Below are 15786 nucleotides of genomic sequence, written 5' to 3' on the forward strand. Positions count from 1 at the left end.
CTACTTCGCGCCCACGTACACACCCGTGGCGCTGACCGCCGGGGTCGTCGAGACGCCGGCGAAGGAGTAACGCCAGTAGCCGCTGGAGTTCACGGTGGCCGAGGTCTTCACGTTGCCGTACGAGTCGGTGGTCACCGTCTTGATCGTGGTGTACGTGCTCGTGCCGGCCTTGCGGAACTGGAGCTTGACGGGCTGGCCGCCGAAGTTGTTGTACGTGTGGTGCTCCCAGTCGGCCCGGGTCAGCTTGCCCGACACCGTGACGCTCTTGCCCTTGTAGACGGACGTCGAGCTCACGGTGGTCGTCAGCTTGGAGTTGCGCTGCACCAGGCTGGTGCCGAGGCCGCTCTGGTCCTTGAAGCCGACCTTGCTCATGTCGGGGTTCTGCTGGTCCTGGCCGTTGAAGGCGACGGCCTCGGCGGCCACGCTCCAGCTGCCGGCCCAGGCGTTCTTCAGGTCGCCGTCGGCCGGGCGGATGTTGATGGAGCCCTTGCAGGTGGCCGTCGTCGACGAGGTGGCGGTGCAGGTCGCCGGGTTGTCGCCGTACAGCTCGGGGGCGGTGTCGCTGTAGGTGCCGTGGTAGAGGAAGGCGTCCGTGTAGAAGTCCTTCGCGGCGATGTTGACGGTGGAGCCGTGCGTCAGCGTGTACGAGTACGCGACGGTCACCTCGCTGGTGGTGCCCACCTTGATCGACTTGGCGATCGAGACGTTGGAGAAGCTTGCGTTCAGCGTGTACGGCGCGCCCGAGTCGGTGACGGCCTGCGCGGCCGGGACTGCGAGGGCGGAGAGGGCCAGGGCGCCGGAGACGGCGGCCACGGTGGCACGTATGCGCATGTGCGTTTCCCCTGGAGGGAGAAGTGATCGTGGAGTCGGTTGACTCACGCGATCAGATCCGCGGAGGGTGCCGCTGGTTGTACGGCGGTTGCCCCCGCGGACCAGATTTTGTGCCGCGCTTACTGATCCGTTACCGCACGTCGACGAAGTCGCCCGTGGCGCTGACCGCCGGGGTGGTCGTGGTGCCCGCGAAGGAGAAGCGCCAGTAGCCGTCGACCGACGCGGTGGCCGTGGTCTTCAGGTTGCCCGTGGAGTCCGACTTGATGGTCTTCAGCGTGGTGTAGGTGCTGGAGCCGTACTTGCGGAACTGGAGCTGCACGGACTGATTGGTGTAGCCGTGGTACTGGTGGTCCTCCCAGTTGGCCCGGGAGAGCTTGCCGGTGATCGTGAGCGTCTTGCCCTTGGCGATCGGCTCGGGGCCGGCGTTGACCGTCAGCTTGGAGTAGCGCTGGACCTTGGTGGTGCCCAGGCCGCCCTGCACGGAACCGTCCCCGGTGCTGTACTGCAGCGCCAGCGCGCCGGCGTTCCAGGTGCCCGCGTCGGAGTTGAGCAGCTCGTCGTCGGCGGGGTAGATGTCGATGAGGCCCTTGCAGTTGGCGGTCGTCGACGAGGTGGCGGTGCAGCTGGCCGGGGCGTCGCCGAGCAGGATGTTGCTCGCAGTGTCCGGCGAGGAACCCTTGTAGATGAAGGGGCCGGTGGCGAAGTCGTCCGACGCGATGTCGTAGTTGGCTCCGTGGGTCAGCGTGTAGGTGACCGTGGTGGAGACGTGGTTGGTCGTACCGACCTTGACCGCCGAGGCGATCTTGAGGTTCGAGAAGGTCACGCCGAGGTCCGCGCCCTCGGCGGTGCTGAACGCGGACTTGCCGGAGGCATGGAGCGCCTTCGCGGCCTCCGTCTGGTACGACGGGGCGGAGCCGGCGGCCTGGGCGGCCGGCACGACGAAGGCGGAGAGGGCCAGGGCGCCGGAGACGGCGGCCACGGTGGCACGTATGCGCATGCGTTCCCCTGTGTGGAGAAAGTGGACACGAGGTCCAGTGATCAAGGAGTCAGACGACTCGCGTGATCAGACCCGTGAAGGAATGAAGTGGTTGTACGAGTGATGCCGTGAGTTTCCGACGGATTCACCGGACGGCTACTGCACGTCGACGAAGTCACCGGCGGCGCTGACCGCGGAAATGGTCGAGTTGCCCGCGAAGGAGAAGCGGTGGTAGCCGTCGGCCTGCGCGGACGGGACGGCGAGGGCGGACAGGGCCAGAGCGCCGCCGACGACGGCGACACAGGCGCGGCGGAAGCGGACGTTCCGGGGTGCCGTCAGTCGAACCAGCGGTCCCTGGCCAGCTCCTCCGTCCGCGAGGGGTCCTCCAGCAGGGCCGCCACCTCGAACCGCCGGGGCCACTGACCGGCCGCCCACGCGAGCCCGGCCGCGACCCCCTCCAGGGTGGCCGCGTGCAGCACACCGTCGTCGGTGAGCCGCCAGTCGATCTCCACGCCGTCCACGACCAGTTCCTCGTGCTCGACATAGGTCCCGGGCGTACCCGGCCCGAGCAGCACCCGCACCGACTCCGGCACGTCGTGCTCGGTCCCCTCGGAGTGCACCTCGCCGGTGACGGACTCGCTCAGCCGCCGCACCTGGAACAGCTCCGCCAGCTCGGCCGCGCGGGACGGCCGTACCGGCAGCAGCGCGACCCCGCCGGTGAACGGCAGCAGATCGGGCGAGTCGACCACGACCGCCTCCCCCGCGTCCACGACCTCCACCCGGCCGTCGACCACGGCCCGCAGCTCGTCCGGCAGCGTCACCTGCTCCGGGTCCAGCTCCGCCAACGCCCCGTACAGTGCGTGTAGTTGGCCCGGGGTGACCGGCCGGTCGGGGTCAGCCAGCCGGTCCAGCAGCTCCGCGGCACCGCCGGGCTCGTCCAGCAGGGCCGCGACGGAGGTGCGCACCCCCAGGGCCCGCAGCACCTGCTCGTCCTCGAACCCGGTCGCGTCGGCCTCGTCGTACAGGCCGCGCAGCAGCGGATCACCGCCCGCCGCGAGCAGACCGGCGGGCCGGCGCCCGTCGAGCACGGGATGACCGCGCAGCCACCACGCCGTGTACGGCCGCACGACGTCGTGCGTGCCGTCGTGCAGCAGGATGCGCACCGGCTGGGTGAGGGCGTCCCGCAGCGGCGGCTGCGCGAGCAGCGCGAGCGCCTGCGGCCAGTGCTCGTCGTCCACCAGGTCCAGATCGCGTACGGCGACCAGCTCGGTGGCGACCGGAGGCACCGGGCTGTCCGGGAAGCGGTCGAGGATGTCCTCGCACCACACGTCGACCGCGTCCAGCAGCCCGGCGTCGTCGGGCTCGGCGAAGTCGCTCTCCCGGGGCTCCAGTTCGTCCGGGTCGAGGACCACGTCGGTGGCGCGGACCAGCGCGAAGTTCGCGAGTACGCCACAGGCGGCCAGCGGCTGCTCGCCCCACTTGTCGGCCAGCTCGTGGTCCACGGCGGCCAGTTCGCCCTCGCGGATCACCCGGGCGAACGGACTGCCGGGGAAGACGAGTTCCCCGGCGGGGGCCAGTTCCCCGTCCTCGTCGGGCAGGGCGAGGGCGCCGAGCCAGGGTTCGTCCCCGGGCTCCAGGTCCGCGTCCCGCACCAGCCCGAGCACGGTCTCGGCCAGTTCCTCCGCGTCCGGAGCGTCCTCCTCCCAGCCCCCGAGCGCGCCCTCCTCGTCCAGCGAGGCGGCGACGGCGGCCCGCACCTGCGGGGTGGTGAGCACCGCGCGCGGGGTCGCGGGCAGCGCGCCGAGCTTCTCCAGCAGCGGATGCGCGGCGTCCTCGTGGGCCACCTTCAACCCGAGTCGGCCGAGGACGTCCGCGTCGATCCGGGCGGCGTCCGAGGTGGGCAGCAGCACCTGCCGGGGGCCGATGGTGGTCCGTCCGTCCGCCAGCGGCACCGGCAGCCCGGACAGCCGGTCGGGGTCGACCCCGGCGAGGCTGTCGTAGAGCCGCCACCACCAGTCGGGGTCCTTCTCCAGGCCGGCGAGCCGGTCGACGGCGTCGGCGAGCCGCAGCCGGGCGACCCCGAGGGTGCGCAGCTCCACGCGCCGTTCGAGACCGGCCGGCAGCAGCGTGGGCAGCACCTCGGCGAGCACCCGGACGGTGGCGGCCCCGGCGCCCTCCACGATCTCCGCGTCCCTGGGGCGCAGCGCCTGAGGAAGCTCGTGGTCGTCGTCCGCCTTCGCCGCCACCGCCGGGGGCAGGAAGGTCGTGCGCGGCAGCCGCTCCAGCACGGCCTGCCGCAGCGCCCCGTCCAGCTCGCCCTTGCCGAGCGGTCCCGGCACGAGGTCGATGATCCCGTCCGTCACCGGCCGCCAGTCGGCGAGCAGTTCGGTGTAGACGTCGGCGGCGCGCTGCACCAGGAAGTCGGTGAGCGGACCGGGAGCCGTGTGCCGGCGGGTGGTGTCGAGGGGGAAGGAGGCGATGAGCAGGGCGGGAACGCCGAGGGGTTCGTCACTGGGCGTGGGTGCGTGCACCACGGGCGTCGTACGAGGCCGCACCGGGCGCCCGCCCTCGTCCTCGGGCACGGCCCAGGTCACCGACCAGTGGGGCCGCAGCCGCTCCTCCACCGGCCGGTCGGCGAGCAGATCGGGCGTGAGCGCCCCATGGGCGGACGCGGTACGCCACCGGGTGGCCCCCGCGCGCGAGTCCTCCACGACGACGGCGGCGCCCTCGGCACGGCGCCGCAGCACCCGCTGCGCCTCGCCCCCGACCTCGATGACGACCTCCTCCAGGCCCGGCAGGGCGAGGAGCAGCGCGTCGTCGACGGAGTTCAGCAGCCGCTCGGCGAGATCGGCGGCGGCCGCGTCCCGCAGGGGCAGGATGACGGCGGTGTCGTACGGGTCCGGGGCGGTGCCCTCGGCGGCGAACGGCAGCCGGAGCAGCGGCACATGCCCGTCCCGGCGCCGGATCTCGTCCCCCAGCCCCGGGCTGTGCCGGGCGGTCTCGGCGGCCCGCTCCCGTGCCTCGCCGAGCGACCACCGCACACCCCCGTGCCGCCCGACGATCGCGGGTTCGTCGGTCACCGCGAGTACGGCGGCGAAGCCGACGCCGAACCGTCCGACGGCGCCCTGGGTGGCATCGCTGTCCCGCTTGGCCGAGGCGCGCAGCGTGGACAGTGACTCGACTCCGGCCGCGTCCAGCGGGGCACCGGTGTTGGCGGCGACGAGGACCCCGTCGCGCAGGGTGAGCCGCAGCCGCCCCGGCAACCGCGCCCGGGCGGCGGCGTCGGCGGCGTTCTGGGCCAGCTCGACCACGAGCCGGTCCCGGTAGCCGCCGAGGACCAGGTCCTCCTCGGCGTTGGCGTCCTCACGGAACCGGGCGGGGCTGGTGGCCCAGGCGTCGAGGACACCACGGCGCAGCCGGGCCGTCCCGAAGGGATCGGCGCCTTCGGCCGCAGGCCGCACGTACTTGCTGCTCACGCTTACCCATCCTCCCGGCTTCCTGCGAGGAGCCCCTGGCATCGCGCCGGGGTGGAGCGCCTCGCGCCTGCGGATCGTATCCCGTGGCAGCGACACCGGGCGTCGGCCGCCGCCCGCTGCGGGCAGCCGCAACCCGGCCAAATCCTTCAGGGCAAGTGTGTTGCCGGGGGATGCCGTTGGACCTGGGCGGGGCGGCGGTCACGAACGGTGCGCGTCGGACACGTCGGACATGGGCGCGCGGGCGTACCCGGGCCGCCCTCGGTCAGGAGTGGCCCAGTTCCGCCGTCTCCTCGTCGCCCGCCTCCGGGACCGAGCCCGAGTCGCGGGCGGGGCGCAGGGGGAAGGGGTCCACCCGGGTCTCGTCGATGACCGGCGGGGCCGGCTGCGGGGGCTTGGGCATGACCGCGGCCTCCGAGTGGCCGCCGCAGCCGTAGGACAGGGAGACCACACGGCCGTCGGCCGGGGAGAACTCGTTGGCGCACACGCCGAAGGCCTGGCCGAGGGAGCCACCGATCGGGGCGAGGAAACCGCAGGTCATACAGGTGGCCGGGGCCGCCTGGGCCATCGCGGTCTTCGGGCCGTACGACTCCTCCCAGCGGTCCGCGGCGACATGCAGGCCGTAGCGGGACAGGACGCGGGCCCTGCGCATGCCCAGTTCCTCCGCCACTGCGGCGATCGTGCCCCGGGTGGGGACCGTGGGCTGGGTGGCGGGGGCGCCGGGCGTGACGTCGGCGTCCTCGGCCTCCGCCAGTTCCGCCATCTCGTGCGAGACCACCGAGTTCGGCGGCGGCTCCTCCTCGCCCGTGTAGCCGGGCTCCAGGCGCAGGTCGTCCTGGTCGGTGGGGAGCAGGTCGCCGGGGCCGAGGTCACCGGGGCGCAGCCGCTCGCTCCACGGGACCCACTCCGGGGCGAGCAGGGCGTCGGGGCCGGGGAGGAGGACCACCTCGTCGAGCGTGACGATCTTGGCGCGGGAGGCGCGGGCCACGGTCACCGCCCAGCGCCAGCCGCGGTAGCCCAGTTCCTTGCACTCGAAGAAGTGCGTGACAACGCGGTCGCCCTCGGAGACGAGGCCGGCGTGCTCCCCGACCACACCGGGGGCCGCGGCCTCCTCGGCGGCGGCACGGGCGAGATCGACCGCCTCGGCGCACAGGCGGTCGGGGGTGCGGCTTCGCGTTGTCGCTGCGCTCACAGGTATCGCTTCTCTCCTACGCCGTCTCGTCGAGTGCGGCTGCCTGACGGCGGCTCTGCCGACGGAGCGGACCGGAGGACCGCATCGACGTCTGCATCCGCGCGCTGGGCGCACCTCTGCCATCCATTCTGCGTTATGGCTGAGATAGGCACGCTACACCGAACGAGATTCATCGCCGCCACACGGCAATTTTTCCTGCCCGCACACCCGGCCCTGCACACCGCCTCGTGGTTCGGTTCGGCGCCATGCGCGTCGTATGCGCACTATCCGGCCGCTTCTCGGGGCACTATGAAGCACGTGGCGACCGCGGACAGGCGTGGTGTTCGGGGTGGCGGTGCGAGCCGGGCCGGTGGCGCCGTCCGTTCCGTCGGGCGTGCCCTGCACTTCCCGGTCACCGGGGCCGCGCGCGGGATCCGGAAGGCCACGCATGCGCACGGGGCGGGCGAGTCGGGGCTCGGCAAGCTGATCGAGCTGCACGCGGTGAACGGCGCCGGCGATGTCATGATCACCGTGGCGCTGGCCTCCACGGTGTTCTTCTCCGTGCCGACCGACGAGGCCCGCGGGCGGGTCGCGCTCTACCTCGCCATCACCATGGCGCCCTTCACCGTCCTCGCCCCGGTCATCGGCCCCCTCCTCGACCGGCTGCCGCACGGCCGGCGCGCCGCGATGGCCGGGGCCATGCTGGCCCGTGCTCTGCTCGCGCTGGTGATCTCGGGGGCCGTGGCGAGCGGCAGCCTGGAGCTGTATCCCGCCGCGCTGGGCGTGCTGGTGGCGTCGAAGGCGTACGGGGTGGTCCGCAGTGCGGTCGTGCCCAGGCTGCTGCCGCCCCGGTTCTCGCTGGTGAAGGCCAACTCGCGGGTCACCCTGGCGGGACTGCTGGCCACCGGTGTCGCCGCGCCGGTCGCGGCGGGGCTGCACCAGGTCGGCGATCCCTGGCCGCTGTACGGCGCCTTCGTGATCTTCGTCGCGGGAACGTTCCTGTCCTTCTCCCTGCCGCCCAAGGTGGACTCGGCCAAGGGCGAGGACGTGGCTCTGCTCGCGGCCGACGAGCGACATCTGCACGGGCCGCAGCGCAGGAAGGAGCAGGCGAAGCGGCCGGGGCTGCGGACCGTGGGCCCCGCCGTCACCCACGCGCTCGGCGCCAACGCCGCCCTGCGCTGCCTCTCCGGCTTCCTGATCTTCTTCCTCGCCTTCCTGCTGCGCGAGCACCCGCTGACCGGCGAGAGCGCGGCGGTCTCGCTCGGCATCGTCGGTGTCGCCGCCGGCGTGGGCAACGCGCTGGGTACGGCCGTCGGGGCCTGGCTGAGATCACGCGCCCCGGAGATCATCATCGTCACCGTCGTCGCGGTGGTGCTCGGTACGGCGCTCGTGGCCGCCCTGTTCTTCGGGGCGCTGCTGGTGGCCTGTCTCGCGGCGGTCGCCGGGTTCGGGCAGGCGCTGGCCAAGCTGGCCCTGGACGCGCTGATCCAGCGGGACGTGCCGGAGCTGGTGCGCACCTCGGCGTTCGCCCGCTCGGAGACGCTGCTGCAGATGGCGTGGGTGTTCGGCGGCGCCGTCGGCATCGTGCTGCCGCTCAACGGCACCGTCGGCCTGCTGGTCGGCGCGGTGTTCGTGGCGGTCGGCTGGCTGACCACCCTCAAGGGCCTCCTCGCCTCGGCCCGCCACGGCGGCCGCGCCCACCCCCGCGTCGCCTGACCCGCCCACCCCGACCCCACGCCGGCCGACGCCCCGACCCAGCCCCACCTCGGCATCGCGCCCGGCGCAATTCTGACCTCGGCATAACGAAGCGGACACGGTTTCCCGAACCGCAGGCACGGCTGGCGTAACGAACCGGGCACGCCGCACCCCGCATGGGCGGACGGCTCCGGCCGCCAGATAGCCTTCGGTCATGACCACGCTGCAATCCGTTGTGCGACGCCGCCGCGCCGTCGCCGCCGCCGGCGCCGTTTCCGCCGGACTGCTCCTGCTCTCCGCCTGCGAGAAGCCGACGCCTGTCGCGACGGTCACCGTCGGCGACAGCTCGGTCAACTCCGAGGCCATGTGCTACAACGACGGCAACGCGCTGGACGCCAAGTCGCTGGCGACGTGCGTCAAGAACGTCGGCAAGGCCAAGTCGATCAAGGTCGACCAGGACGAGACGGTCCGCATCGGCGTCGACCCGAAGATCGCGGACGCCGGCTGGGTCCTGCTGGTGAACGGCCAGCAGTTCACCGACGTCAGCAAGAAGACCTACCGCACCATCCCGGGCAGCGCGTTCTTCAACCAGCAGTACGGCACCCAGGGCGACATCAACACGGTCACGATCCGGATGGGCGAGAAGTCCAACCAGGGCATGTGGTCGTTCAAGCTGACGAAGGCCTGATCACGGCTTCCGTGCGCGTCCTTGTGGCCACCGCGGTCCCCGTCGAGCGGGACGCGGTGGCACTGGCGTTTCCCGGAGCCGGGAGCGGGACACGGCTCCCCGGCGCACTCCTGTGCCGTACCGCGACCGGCTGTGATCTGCTCGCCGCCGGCGTCGGCCCGGCCCTCGCCGCCGCCTCCACCGCCGCCGCGCTGACCGCCGCCGCCCTCGAAGGCACCCCGTACGACCTGGTCGTCTCGGCCGGGATCGGCGGTGGCTTCCAGCCCGAGGCGCCCGTCGGCTCGCTCGTCGTCGCCGACGCGATCACCGTGGCCGACCTGGGCGCCGAGACCGGCGACGGCTTCCTCCCGGTCACCGAACTCGGCTTCGGGACCGTCACCCACCGGCCGCCGCTGCCGGTCGTACACGCCGCGGCCGAGGCGACCGGCGCCCGCACCGGCACCATCCTGACCGCCTCCACCGTCACCGGCACCGCCGCCCGCGCCGCCGAGCTGCGGGCCCGGCATCCGCGGGCGCTCGCCGAGGGCATGGAGGGCTTCGGGGTGGCGGAGGCGGCCGCCGCGCACGGCACGCCGGTGCTGGAGATCCGCGCGGTCTCCAACCCGGTCGGCCCGCGCGACCGCGCCGCCTGGCGCATCGGCGACGCCCTCACCGCCCTCACCGAGGCGTTCGGGAAGCTCCTCCCGGTACTGGAGAGTTGGAACCCACATGACCAGTGAGCCCTTGCAGATCGCCTACTCCCCCTGCCCCAACGACACCTTCGTCTTCGACGCCCTCGCCCACGGCCGGGTCCCCGGCGCCCCCGCGCTGGACGTGACCTTCGCCGACATCGACATCACCAACGGCATGGCCGAGCGCGGCGAGTTCGACGTGCTGAAGGTGTCGTACGCCGTCCTGCCGTACATCCTCGGCGCGTACACGCTGCTGCCGTGCGGCGGTGCGCTGGGGCGGGGCTGCGGGCCGCTGGTGCTCACGCGCGAGCCGGGGGACGACCTGACGGGCCGTACGGTCGCGGTGCCCAGCGAGAAGTCGACGGCGTATCTGCTGTTCCGGCTGTGGGCGGCGGACACCCTTCCGGAGGGGGTCGGCGAGATCGTCGTCCTGCCGTTCCACGAGATCATGCCGGCCGTGCGGGACGGCAAGGTGGACGCCGGTCTGGTCATCCACGAGGCCCGGTTCACCTACCGGAACTACGGGCTGCACAAGCTCGCCGACATGGGCGAGCACTGGGAGCGGACCACCGGACTGCCGATCCCGCTCGGCGCGATCGTGGCCAAGCGCTCGCTCGGCGCCGGCACGCTGACGCGGCTCGCCGACTCCATCCGCGCCTCGGTGCGCGCCGCCTGGGACGACCCCGAGGCGTCCCGGCCGTACGTCATGGCACACGCCCAGGAGATGGACCCGGCCGTGGCGGACCAGCACATCGGCCTGTACGTGAACGAGTTCACCGCCGACCTCGGCGAGGACGGCTACGCCGCGATCCGCGGCCTGCTCACACGCGCGGCGGCCGAGGGGCTGGTGCCGCCCCTCGGCCCGGATGCGCTCGCGTTTCCCTGACGGGTGCCTATACGTCCAGCTGGTCGGCGACCGCCCGCAGCAGACCGGCGATCTTCTTGCCGGAGGCCTTCTCCGGGTACCGGCCCTTCTCCAGCATCGGCGTGATGTTCTCCAGAAGGGTCGTCAGGTCCTGCACGATGGAGGCCAGCTCGTCCGGCTTCTTGCGCTGGGCCGCGGCGACCGACGGCGTCGGGTCCAGCACGGTCACCGACAGCGCCTGGTCACCGCGCTGACCGGCGACGACGCCGAACTCCACACGCTGTCCCGGCTTGAGTGCGTCGACTCCGGCGGGGAGAACAGAGGAATGGACGAAGACGTCACCGCCGTCGTCGCGGGAGAGAAAGCCGAAGCCCTTCTCGCTGTTGAACCATTTGACACGCCCGGTCGGCACCGTCTGTCCTCGTCCTCGTACTAGTCGGGAAAAGTGCTCTTGATAGCACTAGAGCGGGTCCACCGTGACCCGCCGCTATCAAGGCTAATGGTCTCGGGGCGGGTGACAAGACGTCCCCCGGTTGTTCCCTCGCGCTGGGAACTACCCTGGTCCGGTGCGTGACAAAACCCAAACGAATTCCGCCGCGCCCGGCGACCGGCTGATCCGCGCCGGTGCGATCGTCTTCTTCATCGGGGCCGTGGCCACTCTGGTCACGGTGGCCCCCCTGTTCCTTGGCGCAAAACCCTTTCCGACGTACATGTTCGGTCTGAGCATGCTCATGGCGGTCGGTTTCCTCGTCGCCGGCGCGGGCGTCCTGCGGTCGATCGCCGCCGGCCGGCGTCAGGCGCGGGGCGCCTCGCGGTAGGCGTCCAGCCACGCCGGGAAGACGGACAGGTCCGCCAGGACCACGTCCGCACCGGCGGCGCGCAGCTCGTCGGCGGGGCAGGGTCCGGTCGCCACGGCGACCGACAGCGCCCCCGCCGTACGGGCCCCGCGCACGTCCCCGACGTGATCGCCGACGTACACGCCGGCGCGGTACTCGCGCAGCGCCTGCGCCTTCTGCTCGGCCCACAGGTCGCCCACGACCACGTCCGGCTCGATGCCGAGGTGGCTCAGGTGCAGCTTGGCGTTGGGCTCGTACTTCGCCGTGACCACCATCGTCCGCCCGCCGGCCGCCCGCACCGCGGCTATCGCCTCCCGGGCGCCGTCCATGGCGGGGGTCGCGGCGATGGCGATCGCCGGATACATCTCCCGGTACAGGTCGGCCATCGCGGGCACCTGCTCCTCCGGGAACCAGTTGATCAGCTCCTCGGCGAGCGGCGGTCCGAGCCGGGTCACCGCCAGATCGGCGTCGATGTGGGTCCCGGTCCGCTCGGACAGCGCCAGGTAGCAGGCGTGGATACCGGGCCGGGAATCGATCAGGGTCATGTCGAGGTCGAATCCGACGGTGAATGTCATATGCGGCATTGTGTCAGGACCGCTGCCTCCGGCGGTTCGGCCGAACGGGCGTGCGCCACAGGGTCACCGTCGTCTGCCGGGTGCGGTCCGCTGTGGGCTGGTCGCGCAGTTCCCCGCGCTCCTTCGGGGCGCGCCTCACCTGGTCCTCTGCGACCGCCACACCAGGAACAGCGCCGAAGCCACCGCCGCCCCCCGGACCACCCACGGCCATGTCCCGGCGACCGCGTCGTTCATGTGGCCCTGGGCGATCGGCTGGCCCCAGCGGCCGTTGACCCTTCCCCACAGCCACACGGTCCCCGCCGCGACCGCCGTACCCGGCAGGACCATCACGGCCGTCTTGGTCTCAGCGGGCGTCAGCCGCCGGGAGCCGTAGGCGATCACCCAGCCGAGGAGCAGCGCGAACCAGTTCCCGAGCACCGCACCGGCGACCAGCGCGGCGGCGGCCAGCAGCAGGAGGGGGTTGGTCCAGCCGGCCGCGGGGCGGGGGAGCAGACGCCGGCGCGCGGCCGAGGGCGCGGGCTCGGCCTCGGTCGCCTCCGGTTCCGGCTCGGCCGGCGCCGGGGCCCGGTCCGCCGGCTCCCGCTCCTTCGGCGGCCGCCTGAGCAGCTCCGGGATCTCCACCCCGCCCACGAACCCCGGCACCGAGTCCGTCTCGGCGCCCACACCGAAGGAACCGCCGCCGGCTCGCCACCAGTCGGGCTGTACGGCGCTGTCCCCGAGTTCGTGCGCGGCGGCCAGGTGCGGCGGGGACGGGGCGTCGCGCGGGACGGAGGGCTCGGACCGGGTCTCGTCGGGGCGGGGGCGGGGGACGGCCCGGCGCAGCGCCTTCAGGCCCCTCGGACCGTTCTGGCGTTCCCCGTCCGCCGGATCCGGCGCCTTCGGGTTCCGTTCGCGCGGCGCGGGCTGCACCGGCACGACGGCGGGCCGCTGTGCGACCCCGCCGGTGCCGGACGTGCCGCCCGCGGCCGCGACGACCTCGTCCGGGGTGCCCAGCCGGTCCAGGATGCGGCGGACCGCGGCGGGACTGTCGACCGTCGCCCTGGCCCGGTGCCGGTCGATCTCGTTGCGCAGCTCCGACACGAGCCGCATCCGCGTGGCCGACGGCAGCTGCCGTTGCTGAGCGATGTCCCCGACACGGCTCAGGTACTCGTAGACGACCTGGTCGCTCTCGATCCCCAACGGAACCCCTCCGGGGCGACGGTGATGAAACCCCGTGAGGACGGTAGCGCAGAGACCTGGCGCCGAACCCGCACCCCGGGTGGGGACCTCCGGGGACGCCCCCTCGGCGACGGCACCCGCTACCGTGGGTCAGATGAGCCAAGCGGCCCACCCCGCTCCCCGTTCCCTCGCGGAAGCGCTCCGCGCGCGGGACGACGCCTTGCTGGCCGCGCTGCTGCGCAGCCGCCCCGACCTCATCACGCCTGTCCCGACCGACCTCACCCAGCTGGCCACCCGCGCCGGCACCCGTGCCTCGGTGCTGCGCGCGCTGGAGCGGCTGGACCGGTTCGCGCTGCAGACGGCGGAGGCGCTGGCCGTGGCCCCGGACCCGGCGTCCTACGACACGCTGCTCGCGCTGATGGCCGGGGACGCCGGGGACGAGAAGGTCGCCGCCGCGCTGCCGCACGCCCTCGGCACCCTGCGCGAACAGGCGCTGGTGTGGGGCGACGACGAGCGGCTGCGGCTGGTGCGCACGGCCCGCGAACTCCTCGCGCCGTCCCCGCAGCACCCCTCCCCGACCGGGCTCGGCCCCAGCGTGCAGGAGGCCACCTCGGGCATGTCTCCGGGCCGGATCCAGGAGATCGTCACGGCGGCCGGGCTGCCCTCGACGCACGACTCGGTGTCCGCCGTGACCGCGCTCACCGCGCTGTTCGACGACCGCAAGAAGATGGGCAAGCTACTGGCCGGCGCCCCGGAACCCGCCCGCGAGGTGCTGGCGCGGCTGGTGTGGGGGCCGCCGTACGGGCAGGTCACCCCGGAACCGGCGGCGCATCTGCGCTGGCTGCTCGACCGCGGTCTGCTGCTGCCGACCGCGCCCGGCACGGTCGTCCTGCCGCGCGAGGTAGCCCTGCATCTGCGCGAGGGCCGGGCGCACCGCGCACCCGAGCCGCTGCCGCCCGCCGTGGAGGCGGCCGCGGCATACGGTCCGCAGGTGGTGGACGCGACGGCGGCCGGGCAGGCGTACACCGCGCTCGCCACGGTCGAGGAGCTGCTGAAGGACTGGGACGAGGGCGGCCCGGCCGTGCTGCGGGCCGGCGGTCTCAGCGTCCGCGATCTGAAGCGGACCGCCGTCGCCCTGGACGTGTCCGAGCCGGTCGCCGCGTTCTGGGTGGAACTGGCGTACGCGGCCGGGCTGATCGCCTCCGACGGCGAGGCCGACGAGCGGTACGCGGCCACGCCCGCCTACGACGAGTGGCTGGAGCGGCCCGCCGCCGAGCGCTGGTCCCAGCTGGCGGCGGCCTGGCTGGCGGCCACCCGGACGCCGGGGCTGGTCGGCGGGCGGGACGCCAAGGACCGTACGCTCGCCGCGCTCGGCCCCGGCCTGGACCGCTCGGCCGCGCCCGAGGTACGGCACCGGGTGCTGACCCTGCTGGCCGGGCTGCCAGCGGGAGCCGCACCGGACACCGAGTCAGTGCTGGCCCGGTTGCACTGGGAACGGCCCCTGCGCGGACCCCAGCAGCGGGACGGCGACGAGGACCTGCGCTCCCGGCTCGCCCGCTGGACCCTGTCCGAGGCGGAGCTGCTGGGCGTCACCGGACGGGGCGCGCTGTCGGCACACGGCCGGGCGCTGCTGGGCGCACCGGCACCGGGGACGGGAACGGGCTCGCGCACCGCGTCGGGCGCCCCTCGCACGCCGGGCGCCTCCGGCTCGGCGGCCGCCTCCGTCGGCTCGCTCGACACCGTCACCACCGCCCTCACCGAGCCCACCGGCCCCGGCGACAAGCTGCCCGTCCACCATCACCACCGTCCCGGCCCCGCCCTCCCCCCGCTCTCCCCCGCCGAGCAGGCCGTGGCGACGGCCGCCGCCGCCCGGCTCCTCGCGCCGCTCCTGCCCGAGCCGCTGGACCACGTGCTGCTCCAGGCCGATCTGACGGCGGTGGCACCCGGACCGCTGCAACGCCCCCTCGCCGATCTGCTGGACGTGCTGGCGGACGTCGAGTCCAAGGGCGGCGCGACGGTGTACCGCTTCACCCCGGCCTCCGTACGGCGGGCCCTGGACGCCGGCCGTACCGCCGCCGATCTGCACGCCTTCCTCGCCGAGCACTCCCGCACCCCGGTGCCGCAGCCGCTCGCGTATCTGATCGACGACGTGGCCCGCAAGCACGGGCATCTCCGGGTCGGCGCGGCCTCGGCGTATGTGCGCTGCGACGACGACGCCCTGCTGAACGAGATCCTCGCCGACCGGCGCGCCGCCGCCCTGCGGCTGCGTCGGCTCGCCCCGACCGTGCTGGCCGCCCAGTGCGACCCGGCCACGCTGCTGGAGGGCCTGCGCGCGATGGGCTACGCGCCGGCCGCCGAGTCCGCCGAGGGTGACGTCCTGATCACCCGCGCCCACGCCCACCGCACCCCGCCGCGCACCGCCCCCGAGCCGGTCCCGGACGGCCCGCCGCCGCCCGACGCCACGCTGCTCACGGCGGCGATCCGGGCGATCCGGGCCGGCGACCTGGCCGCCACCGCCCCGCGCAAGACCCCCGGGGCCGGGGCTCCGCTGCCGGGCGGCGAACTGCCCCGCACCTCCTCCGCCGAGACCCTGGCCACCGTGCAGGCCGCCGTCCTGACCGGCGCGTCCCTCTGGATCGGCTATGTCAACCCCGAGGGCACCGCCAGCCAGCGCGTCATCGCCCCGGTCAAGGTGGAGGGCGGTTTCGTCACGGCGTACGACCACACCGCGGACGAGGTACGCACCTATCCGCTGCACCGGATCACCGGCGTGGCGGAGCTCGCGGAAGACTGACGGTGATCGTCGGCGTTTAGGGCAGACTGGACGTTTGGTTGTTGTGGAAAGGG

At 73.5% G+C, this 15786-nt stretch carries 13 protein-coding genes; 6 read left to right on the forward strand and 7 right to left on the reverse strand.

The features are described from left to right. The 4 genes from ACFYOH_RS27405 to ACFYOH_RS27420 form a co-directional block, all read right to left on the reverse strand. Positions 1-831 carry a hypothetical protein gene (locus tag ACFYOH_RS27405; RefSeq protein WP_388630584.1) on the reverse strand — a complete coding sequence of 277 codons (831 nt, stop codon included), beginning with the start codon at positions 829-831 and terminating at the stop codon, positions 1-3. 130 nt (positions 832-961) lie between these two features. After that, entirely contained in the window at positions 962-1828 is an 867-nt protein-coding gene (locus tag ACFYOH_RS27410) for a hypothetical protein (protein WP_388630587.1), read from the reverse strand. A gap of 314 nt (positions 1829-2142) precedes the next feature. Further along, complete coding sequence (locus ACFYOH_RS27415) at positions 2143-5283, reverse strand: sacsin N-terminal ATP-binding-like domain-containing protein (RefSeq protein ID WP_388630589.1); 3141 nt, start codon at positions 5281-5283, stop codon at positions 2143-2145. 262 nt (positions 5284-5545) lie between these two features. Next, entirely contained in the window at positions 5546-6472 is a 927-nt protein-coding gene (locus ACFYOH_RS27420; protein ID WP_388630592.1) for a DUF3027 domain-containing protein, read from the reverse strand. 288 nt (positions 6473-6760) lie between these two features. Between ACFYOH_RS27420 and ACFYOH_RS27425 the strand changes: the two genes are divergently transcribed. The 4 genes from ACFYOH_RS27425 to ACFYOH_RS27440 all read left to right on the forward strand — a co-directional run bounded on the left by ACFYOH_RS27425 (position 6761) and on the right by ACFYOH_RS27440 (position 10391). After that, positions 6761-8167, forward strand: coding sequence for an MFS transporter (locus ACFYOH_RS27425; RefSeq protein WP_388630594.1), 1407 nt, complete (start codon positions 6761-6763; stop codon positions 8165-8167). Positions 8168-8360: 193 nt separating this feature from the next. Then, positions 8361-8834, forward strand: coding sequence for a DUF2771 domain-containing protein (locus tag ACFYOH_RS27430; RefSeq protein ID WP_388630597.1), 474 nt, complete (start codon positions 8361-8363; stop codon positions 8832-8834). An 11-nt stretch (positions 8835-8845) separates the two neighbouring features. Further along, the gene (locus ACFYOH_RS27435; protein WP_388630600.1) at positions 8846-9553 is read left to right on the forward strand and encodes a futalosine hydrolase; all 708 of its coding nucleotides are present in this window, start codon (positions 8846-8848) and stop codon (positions 9551-9553) included. Then, the gene (locus tag ACFYOH_RS27440) at positions 9543-10391 is read left to right on the forward strand and encodes a 1,4-dihydroxy-6-naphthoate synthase (protein WP_388630603.1); all 849 of its coding nucleotides are present in this window, start codon (positions 9543-9545) and stop codon (positions 10389-10391) included. The genes ACFYOH_RS27435 and ACFYOH_RS27440 overlap by 11 nt, the downstream gene beginning before the upstream one ends. Positions 10392-10398: 7 nt before the next feature. On the opposite strand, the gene ACFYOH_RS27445 is transcribed toward ACFYOH_RS27440, so the two are convergent. After that, positions 10399-10782, reverse strand: coding sequence for a cold-shock protein (locus ACFYOH_RS27445; RefSeq protein ID WP_351805449.1), 384 nt, complete (start codon positions 10780-10782; stop codon positions 10399-10401). Positions 10783-10936: 154 nt separating this feature from the next. Here ACFYOH_RS27445 and ACFYOH_RS27450 point away from each other — a divergent pair, with 154 nt between their 5' ends. After that, positions 10937-11188, forward strand: coding sequence for a hypothetical protein (locus tag ACFYOH_RS27450; RefSeq protein WP_356303861.1), 252 nt, complete (start codon positions 10937-10939; stop codon positions 11186-11188). Here the strand turns inward: ACFYOH_RS27450 and ACFYOH_RS27455 are convergent. Then, a complete protein-coding gene (locus tag ACFYOH_RS27455) occupies positions 11164-11790 on the reverse strand; it encodes an HAD family hydrolase (protein ID WP_388630607.1) in 627 nt (208 codons plus the stop codon). The two genes, ACFYOH_RS27450 and ACFYOH_RS27455, sit on opposite strands and share 25 nt — an antisense overlap. Positions 11791-11916: 126 nt before the next feature. Beyond that, entirely contained in the window at positions 11917-12960 is a 1044-nt protein-coding gene (locus tag ACFYOH_RS27460) for a hypothetical protein (protein ID WP_388630610.1), read from the reverse strand. Between the two features lie 133 nt (positions 12961-13093). Here ACFYOH_RS27460 and ACFYOH_RS27465 point away from each other — a divergent pair, with 133 nt between their 5' ends. After that, positions 13094-15733, forward strand: coding sequence for a helicase-associated domain-containing protein (locus tag ACFYOH_RS27465; protein WP_388630613.1), 2640 nt, complete (start codon positions 13094-13096; stop codon positions 15731-15733). Positions 15734-15786 lie beyond the last annotated feature (53 nt).

This window comes from Streptomyces sp. NPDC007856, from assembly GCF_042868225.1.
Lineage (GTDB): Bacteria > Actinomycetota > Actinomycetes > Streptomycetales > Streptomycetaceae > Streptomyces.

Coding starts and splice junctions, on each gene's coding strand:
- ACFYOH_RS27405 (WP_388630584.1), bottom strand. CDS start 831: ATGCGCATACGTGCCACCGTGGCCGCCGTCTCCGGCGCCCTGGCCCTC.
- ACFYOH_RS27410 (WP_388630587.1), bottom strand. CDS start 1,828: ATGCGCATACGTGCCACCGTGGCCGCCGTCTCCGGCGCCCTGGCCCTC.
- ACFYOH_RS27425 (WP_388630594.1), top strand. CDS start 6,761: ATGAAGCACGTGGCGACCGCGGACAGGCGTGGTGTTCGGGGTGGCGGT.
- ACFYOH_RS27430 (WP_388630597.1), top strand. CDS start 8,361: ATGACCACGCTGCAATCCGTTGTGCGACGCCGCCGCGCCGTCGCCGCC.
- ACFYOH_RS27440 (WP_388630603.1), top strand. CDS start 9,543: ATGACCAGTGAGCCCTTGCAGATCGCCTACTCCCCCTGCCCCAACGAC.
- ACFYOH_RS27455 (WP_388630607.1), bottom strand. CDS start 11,790: ATGCCGCATATGACATTCACCGTCGGATTCGACCTCGACATGACCCTG.
- ACFYOH_RS27465 (WP_388630613.1), top strand. CDS start 13,094: ATGAGCCAAGCGGCCCACCCCGCTCCCCGTTCCCTCGCGGAAGCGCTC.